This window comes from Pseudomonas sp. PB105 (assembly GCF_009764655.1).
GTDB lineage: Bacteria > Pseudomonadota > Gammaproteobacteria > Pseudomonadales > Pseudomonadaceae > Aquipseudomonas > Aquipseudomonas cyclaminis.
This window is the reverse complement of the sequence record NZ_RWIO01000064.1, coordinates 55,771-63,838: the sequence shown is the minus strand read 5'-3', so window position 1 is coordinate 63,838 and position 8,068 is coordinate 55,771. Positions and strand designations below refer to the sequence as shown.

6 protein-coding genes are annotated in these 8,068 nt (G+C 61.0%); 5 read left to right on the top strand and 1 reads right to left on the bottom strand.

Annotated elements, in window-relative coordinates; all coding sequences use genetic code 11:
- Positions 1–241 precede the first annotated feature (241 nt).
- Positions 242–688, bottom strand: a complete 447-nt coding sequence (locus EJD88_RS17185; RefSeq protein WP_158878562.1) for a response regulator — start codon at positions 686–688, stop codon at positions 242–244.
- A 246-nt stretch (positions 689–934) separates the two neighbouring features.
- On the opposite strand from EJD88_RS17185, the gene EJD88_RS17180 reads away from it, so the two are divergent.
- From EJD88_RS17180 to EJD88_RS17160, 5 genes are all read left to right on the top strand, one after another.
- Positions 935–2,857 carry a putative nucleotidyltransferase substrate binding domain-containing protein gene (locus EJD88_RS17180; RefSeq protein ID WP_178117329.1) on the top strand — a complete coding sequence of 641 codons (1,923 nt, stop codon included), beginning with the start codon at positions 935–937 and terminating at the stop codon, positions 2,855–2,857.
- Positions 2,854–3,561: a PolC-type DNA polymerase III gene (locus EJD88_RS17175; RefSeq protein ID WP_158878560.1), complete on the top strand. Its 708-nt coding sequence runs from the start codon at positions 2,854–2,856 to the stop codon at positions 3,559–3,561. Before EJD88_RS17180 ends, EJD88_RS17175 begins: the two co-directional genes overlap by 4 nt.
- A gap of 355 nt (positions 3,562–3,916) precedes the next feature.
- Positions 3,917–4,435: an RNA polymerase sigma factor gene (locus tag EJD88_RS17170; RefSeq protein ID WP_112192600.1), complete on the top strand. Its 519-nt coding sequence runs from the start codon at positions 3,917–3,919 to the stop codon at positions 4,433–4,435.
- On the top strand, positions 4,432–5,400 hold the full coding sequence (locus tag EJD88_RS17165) for a FecR domain-containing protein (protein ID WP_112192601.1): 969 nt from the start codon (positions 4,432–4,434) through the stop codon (positions 5,398–5,400). The genes EJD88_RS17170 and EJD88_RS17165 overlap by 4 nt, the downstream gene beginning before the upstream one ends.
- A 183-nt stretch (positions 5,401–5,583) precedes the next feature.
- On the top strand, positions 5,584–8,022 hold the full coding sequence (locus EJD88_RS17160; protein WP_112192602.1) for a TonB-dependent siderophore receptor: 2,439 nt from the start codon (positions 5,584–5,586) through the stop codon (positions 8,020–8,022).
- Positions 8,023–8,068 lie beyond the last annotated feature (46 nt).

Genomic DNA, 8,068 nt, shown 5'->3' with positions numbered 1-8,068 from the left:
TTTTCTGAAAAAACGCGGTGGCTTTGATGGGGCTGCTTCGCAGCCCAGCGCGGGACAAGCCCGCTCACCACAACAGCCCAGTTGCTATAGATTCAGCATCCACAGGAAGTTGTGTAGATACCTATGCTCATCGGGGGCAAGCCCCCTCCCACACTTGAACTGCGCTGCGGTCAAAAATGTGGGAGGGGCGGTGCGACGATTCGACTGGCCCCCGATGAGGCCGGCACAGCTACCGACACGCTCAGGAAGCCATCCCCAACTCCCGCTTCACCAGCTTCGCCAACTTCACGCTATCAATCGGCTTGAGCAAAAAATCCACCACGCTCAAATGCATGGCATCAATCACGTCCGGCGCCTCCGCATCCCCCGACATGATGATGATCGGCAGCGCCGCCCGCGTGGATTCACGCACTTGTCGGATCAGCTCCAGGCCATTGCTCGGTGCCATGCGCAGGTCGGTGATCAGCAAACCGATGGAACTGCTGGATTTCAATAAATCCCACGCAGCCTCACCACTCTCGGCCGTCATGCAGCGAATACCGTCCAGCCCCAGGATTTCCGCCAGCAGTTCGCGTGCGTCCTTGTCGTCGTCGACGATCAACACGCGTTGTGGCGGTAAATCAGGCTCCAGCATCACGGCGCTCAGCGCCTCGCGCTCGGCATCACTCAAAATATCGTGGTCGGACATACGGTTCTCAGCAGTTTTCATCAATCCCCCAGCACACTCGTCAGACATCTGCGGAAGGGCGATCAATGTGCACTTCGTCGGAAAGTTTGCCTAGTGGGTGTTCTACGGGGTTTGGACGATATTCATGTAAGGTTTTTCCCTAGGTGTGTGCCGTTTGTATCGACCTAGACTTACGTCCAATGGGCACCCACCGCGTAGGAGCCGACCATGAGGGACGATAACGACAAAAAAACTGCGGTCACTGTTATGAGTAAAGCTGATGCTTTCACGCAGGCGGGTAAAACCGCCGTGTTGCAGAACATCCACGGCACCCTGCAATTCCTGCAACGTTTCCCGCCATTCAATCAAATGGAAAATGCGCACCTGGCGTTTTTGGTTGAACAGTGTCAATTACGCTTCTTCGGCCCCGGCGAGAGCATTCTCAAGCCATCGGGCGGGCCGGTGGAGCACTTCTACATCGTCAAGCAAGGCCGCGTCGTGGGCGAGCGGCCGGAGTCGGCAGAAACCACCTTTGAAATCACCACCGGCGAGTGCTTCCCCCTCGCCGCGCTGCTGGGCGAACGGGCCACGCGCACTGAGCATAAAGCCGCCGAAGACACCTTCTGCCTGCAACTGAACAAACCGGCCTTTATCAAGCTGTTCGCCCTCTCCAGCCCGTTTCGCGACTTTGCCCTGCGTGGCGTCAGCAGCCTGTTGGATCAGGTCAACCAACAGGTGCAGCAAAAAGCCGTGGAAACCCTCGGCACTCAATATTCGTTGAACACCCGCCTGGGCGAATTGGCCATGCGCCACCCGGTGATGTGCAGCCCGGACACGCCGCTGCGCGAAGCGGTGACACTGATGCACGAGCAACAAGTGGGCAGCATTGTGATTGTCGACGCGCACCAGGCGCCTCTGGGGATTTTTACCCTGCGCGATCTGCGCCATGTGGTGGCCGACGGCACCAGTAATTTCAGCCAGGCCATCGACAGTTATATGACCCAGGCGCCGTTCTTCCTGACCCCGGACCACAGCGCTTTCGACGCGGCAATCGCCATGACCGAGCGGCATATCGCCCATGTGTGCCTGGTCAAGGACCAGCGCCTGTGTGGCGTGGTGTCCGAGCGCGACCTGTTTTCCCTGCAACGGGTCGACCTGGTGCACCTGGCCCGCACCATCCGCAATGCGCCCAGGGTGGAGAATCTGGTGGCGATTCGCGGGGAGATCGGCCAGTTGGTCGAGCGGATGCTCGCCCATGGCGCGTCGTCCACCCAGATCACTCACATTATTACCCTGCTCAACGATCACACCGTGTGCCGGGTGATCGAGCTGACCCTCGCCGAAAAAGGCGACCCCGGCGTGCCCTTCAGTTGGTTGTGTTTCGGCAGCGAAGGCCGTCGCGAGCAAACGCTGTACACCGACCAGGACAACGGCATTCTGTTCGAGGCCAGGGACGCGGTGGAAGCCGCCGAGATTCGCGGTCGGTTGCTGCCCCTGGCGCAGCAGATCAACCAGAGCCTGGCGCTGTGCGGGTTCAGCCTGTGCAAAGGCAACATCATGGCCGGCAACCCCGAGCTGTGCCTGTCGCGGGCGGAATGGGCGCGGCGGTTTGCGGCGTTTATTCGTGAGGCGACGCCGGAAAACCTGTTGGGTTCGAGCATCTATTTTGATCTGCGGGTGGTGTGGGGCGATGAACAGGGTTGCGAGCACTTGCGCCAAAGCGTTCTGGATCAGGTGGCGGATAACCGGCTGTTTCAACGCATGCTTGCAGAGAATGCCTTGCGCCAACGGCCACCTGTAGGACGTTTCCGTGAATTCGTGCTGACACGCAAAAGCGGTGAAAAGGCCACACTCGACCTCAAAGTGCAGGGGCTCACGCCATTCGTCGATGGAGCGCGCCTGCTGGCGCTGGCCAATGGTATTCACGCCAACAACACCCTGGAGCGCCTGCGTCAGTTGGTGGCCAAGGAGGTCATCGAGCCGCTGGACGGCGCCGCGTATGAAGAGGCGTACCACTTTATTCAGCAAACCCGCATGCAGCAGCACCAGTTGCAGACCCGCGAGAACCAGCCGTATTCCAATCGCGTCGACCCCGACAGCCTCAACCACCTCGACCGCCGCATCCTGCGTGAATCCCTGCGCCAGGCCCAGCGTCTGCAAAGCAGCCTGACGTTGCGGTACCAACTGTGAGTTGGTTCGACTGGCTACGTACGAAAAAGCCCGGACTCGATGCCGCGCAACAACGGCGCCTGGAGCAACTGTCCAAGCCGGTGCCGCTGGGCGACACCCCATTGCGCGCCCAACGCTGGGTGGTGGTGGACCTGGAAACCAGCGGCCTGAACCTCAACCGTGATCAGGTACTGTCCATCGGCGCAGTGGTGATTGAAGACGGCGCGGTGGATTTCTCCCAGCTGTTCGAGCGCACCCTGCAACGCGCAGAAACAAAACTCAGCCCCAGCGTGTTGATCCACGGCCTCGGCCCCAGCGCCATCGCCGCCGGCAGTGATCCGGTAGAAGCGCTGCTGGACTTCATGGCATTCGTCGGCGACAGCCCATTGCTGGCTTTCCATGCGCCCTTCGACCAGCACATGCTGGGCCGCGCACTCAAGGACAGCCTGGGTTATCGCTTGGCGCACCCGTTTCTGGATGTGGCCGACATCGCCCCGCTGCTGTGCCCCGAGGCGCATATCCGCGAAGCCGGGCTGGATGACTGGATCAACCATTTCCAGCTGCACGTGGGCGAACGCCATCACGCCAGCGCCGATGCCCTGGCCACGGCGGAACTGATGCTGATTCTGTTCAGCCGTGCGCGACAGCAGCACATCGACACAACCTACGCGTTGCAAACGCGCCTGAGCCAATGGAAACGCCGCAAACAAGCGCCCTCTTTCTAACCACGCGAATAAATAACGTTTGGATGACCGCGCTTCTATTGTGTTGAGTGGGCTTTTATTGTGGTGAGCGGGCTTGCCCCGCGCTGGGCTGCGAAGCAGCCCCAAAACCTGCCAATGGGTTATGACTGAAAAAACGCGGGGCTTGGATGGGGGCCGCTTCGCAGCCCAGCGCGGGCAAGCCCGCTCACCACAGAATCCCGCCCGCCACACAGAGTGCGTCTTACCAGGCAACGCTCATCCATTAGATGTCATTAAGCCTTCAACCCGACGGACGCCAATTGCGCCCACCCCACGCCTCTGACACAATCGCGAATAATTCTCGTTAGTTTAAACCCCTTGTTTATTCGGTGATGCCTTGTCGTCGGCCCAGACCCCACACAGTGAGCTTGTTGGCGCGTTGTATCGCGACCATCGTGGCTGGCTGCTGGCCTGGCTGCGGCGCAATGTGGCCTGCCCGAGCCGCGCCGAAGACCTGAGCCAGGATACTTTCATGCGCCTGCTGGGCCGTGACGAGTTGCGCGAACCCCGCGAGCCTCGGGCATTTCTGGTGGCGATCGCCAAAGGCTTGTTGTTCGACTACTTCCGTCGCGCCGCCCTGGAACAGGCCTATCTCACCGAATTGATGCTGATCCCGGAAAGCGAACACCCGTCCCCGGAAGAACAGCAACTGATCCTCGAAGACCTCAAGGCCATCGACCGCCTGCTCGGCAAGCTGTCGAGCAAGGCCCGCGCCGCCTTCCTCTATAACCGTCTCGACGGCCTGGGTCACGCAGAGATCGCCCAACGCCTCGGCGTGTCGGTGCCTCGTGTGCGCCAGTACCTGGCCCAGGGCATTCGCCAGTGCTATATCGCGCTGTATGGCGAGCCGACGTGAGTGCGATCAGCGCCAAGCCGGTGTCGGCCCGTGTGCTGGATGCGGCGATTGCCTGGCAGTTGTCCCTGGACTCCGGCGACGGCAGCGCCGTGGAACGCGAAGAGTTCAGCAAATGGCTGGCCAGCCATGAAGAACACGCTCGCGCCTGGCGCCAACTGGGCATGCTCGACCAACGCTTCGGCGTGGCCTCGGGCCCGGCGCGGGCGGCGTTGCTGCAGTCGCGCGAAGGCATTCGCCAGCGGGTGCGCAAGCTCGGCACTGGCCTGGCGAGTATCGCGCTGGTGTGCGGTCTGGCGTTGTTTGCCGGCGAGCGCTATGTGCCGATCCACTATTGGCTGGCCGACCAGCGCACCGCCACCGGCGAACAGCGCACGCTGAAACTGGCGGACGGCACCCGGATCAACCTCAATACCCACAGTGCCATCGACGTGCGTTTTGATGAAAAACGCCGGCTGATCGTGTTGCAGGACGGCGAAATCCTCGTCGAGACCGGCCACAACGATGCGCGCCCGTTCTACGTGCAAACCCGCGACGGCAGCCTGCGAGCGCTGGGCACGCGGTTTATCGTCAAGCGCGAGGAAGGCGCCACGCGATTGAGCGTTTTGCAATCGGCAGTCGCGGCGCAGCCGGAAGCCTTGCACCAGGAACAGATTTTCAAGGAAGGCCAGCAAGTGCTGATGCGCAGTGACGGCCTCGGCCCACTGCTGGCCGTCACTCCTGCCACCGACGCCTGGACCCGCGGCATGCTGGTGGTCGACAACGCCCGCCTGGGCGACGTGGTGGATGAGCTCAGCCGCTACCGCACCGGCTACCTGGGCGTGGACAAAAACGTGGCTGACCTGCGCATCACCGGCAGCTTCCCGCTGCACGACACCACGCTGGCGCTCAACGCCCTGCTGCCGACCCTGCCGGTGCGGATCGAGCAGCACACGCCGTGGTGGGTGACGGTCAAGGGTAAGCCTTAGGGTCTGTGGTCGCTGGGCGATCGCTATCGGGGGCAAGCCCCCTCCCACATTTTTGCGGGAGGGGCTTGCCCCCGATGAGGTCCTCAAACACCCCACAAAAAATATTTTCGCCCTGCCCTATCACTTTTCGATTCTCGTTCGGCACCTAGGCAATTGAGAAATATTTCCATTCAGGAGCCGCCCATGTCCCGCACGCTAGACACCTTGTTGCGCCCCAGCCTGTTAGCCGTGGCCATTGCCCTCAGCGCCCCGCTGGCCAGCACCTCGCTGTTCGCCGCCGAACAGGCGTCCAGCGTGCGTGCCTACAACCTGCCTGCCGCATCGCTGGCCACGACCCTGAACCAGATCGCCAGCCAGGCCGGCCTCGCGCTGACCCTCAACCCGGCGCTGGCGGCGGGCAAGACCTCGGCTCCGGTCAAAGGCCAGTTCGATGCGCAAGGCGCACTGCGCGAAGCGTTGCGTGGCACCGGGTTGCAGTTGGAGCAGAGCAGCGCTGGGACGTTTACCTTGGTGGCGATTCCCGAGGGGGTTGTGGCGTTGCCGGAGACCAGCATCATTGGGCAGGGCGATAGCGAAAGCGCTTGGGGGCCGGTGGAGGGTTACGTCGCCACCCGCACAGCGGCTGGCACCAAGACCGATACGCCTATCGCCGAACTGCCTCGCTCGGTCACGGTGATCACTCGTCAGCAAATGGAAGACCGCTCCGTTCTCAACCTTAACGATGCCCTGCGGTACACCGCTGGCGTGCAGAGCAGCGGCTATGGCTCCGACTCGCGCAGTGACTGGCTGCTGGTACGCGGTTTTGTTCCGACGCAATTCCTTGATGGCCTGCCACTGCCTAAAGGCAACTACGCCACGCCGAAAATCGACACGTGGAATCTTGAGCGCATTGCCGTCCTGCGGGGCCCGGCCTCTTCGGTCTATGGGCAGACTCCGCCTGGCGGTTTGCTGGACATGGTCAGCCGCCGCCCTCAGGCACAAAGCTCGAATGAAATTGAAGTTCAAGCCGGCAGCAATAACCACAAACAGATCAACTTCGACAGCACCGGCAAGGTCGACGATGAAGGCCAGTTCCTCTACCGCGTCAGCGGTGTGGTGCGCGACAGCAACACCGCTGTCGATCACATCCCGGACAAGCGCTACAACGTCGCACCCAGCCTGACGTGGAATATCAACGACGACACCAGGCTCACGCTACTGACCCAGTTCACCCGCGACGATACGGGTATCACCGGGCAGTTCCTGCCATTGCAAGGCACCAAGTTGAGTTCACCGGCCGGCAAGATTTCCCACCACAAAAACCTGGGTGATCCGGACTGGGAATTCTACGACCGCACTTACTACGCGCTGGGTTACGCCTTCGAGACGCGCCTGAACGACACCTGGCAGTTCCATCAAAACCTGCGTTACACCAAGAACGACCTGTCCTTCCAGGGCATTACCGCCGGTGGCGCGTTCTTTCCGAATGGCCCTGAAGTTGCGGTTGATGCCGATGGCAACGTGAGTCGTTCAGCTGGCAAGGTCGATGAAAACATCGGCCAGTTCGCCGTCGACAACAACTTCCAGGCTGACTTCAAGACTGGTGCAATCAATCACACCCTGCTGCTGGGCCTCGACCACCAGCGCTCCGACAGCGATGCGCGCTGGCTGTGGGGCTCGGCGGGCGTGCCGACCATCAACTTCAACCGTCCGGTGTATGGGCAGGACTTCTCGAAAGTCACCTACTTCACCATGTACGACTACAACCAGAAGACCCAGCAGACCGGTCTCTATCTTCAAGACCAAATGGCTCTCGACAACTGGCGCCTGACGCTCGGCGGGCGTGAAGACTGGGTCCATACCGGCACCACGTTCCATAACCTCAACGACGCAACCAATACTCAGCGTGACAAGCATTTCAGCGGTAACGCAGCGCTGAGCTATGTCTTCGACAACGGCATCACCCCGTACCTCTCCTACGCTGAATCATTCCAGGCCGGCTCGGGTACACAAGTGGGCAGCACCGGGGCATTCAAGCCCACCGAAGGCAAGCAATATGAAGCCGGTGTCAAATACCAGCCGCCAGGCACAAAAGCGTTGTTCACCGCTGCGGTGTTCGACCTGACCCAACAAAACACCTCGGTCACCGAAGGCAGCATCACTCGCCAAGTCGGTGAGGTACGAGTCCGTGGACTTGAATTGGAAGCCAGCGCCGACGTTACCGAGAGCCTCAAGCTCGTGGGTTCCTATACCTATAACGACAGTGAAATCACTGAAGGTGTTGCCGCAGAAAAAGGCAATCGTCTGAACCAGCTGCCTCGCAACCAAGCCACCGGCTGGGCCGACTACACCTGGCGCAGCGGCATGCTGGACGGATTCGGTGTGGGTGCAGGCGTGCGCTACGTCGGCGACACCTACGGCAATGCCGCCAACACCGACCTCGGTCATGTGGGCTCCTACACCGTATACGACGCCTCGGTGCACTACGACCTGGGCCGCGTAAACAGCTCCATGAAAGGTGTGACCGTGGCAGTCGACGCCAAGAACATCTTCAACAAGGATTACCTGTCGACCTGCGACGGCTTCTACTGCTACTACGGTGACCAGCGTAACGTGGTCGCCAGCGTGAACTACAAATTCTAAGACGGTGAAAAACCGCTGATGAAGGGCCGCCTGAACCGCGGCCCTT

Excerpts from the sequence above, each read along its gene's own strand:
- EJD88_RS17185 (WP_158878562.1), bottom strand. The coding sequence starts at position 688 with ATGTCCGACCACGATATTTTGAGTGATGCCGAGCGCGAGGCGCTGAGC.
- EJD88_RS17180 (WP_178117329.1), top strand. The coding sequence starts at position 935 with ATGAGTAAAGCTGATGCTTTCACGCAGGCGGGTAAAACCGCCGTGTTG.
- EJD88_RS17160 (WP_112192602.1), top strand. The coding sequence starts at position 5,584 with ATGTCCCGCACGCTAGACACCTTGTTGCGCCCCAGCCTGTTAGCCGTG.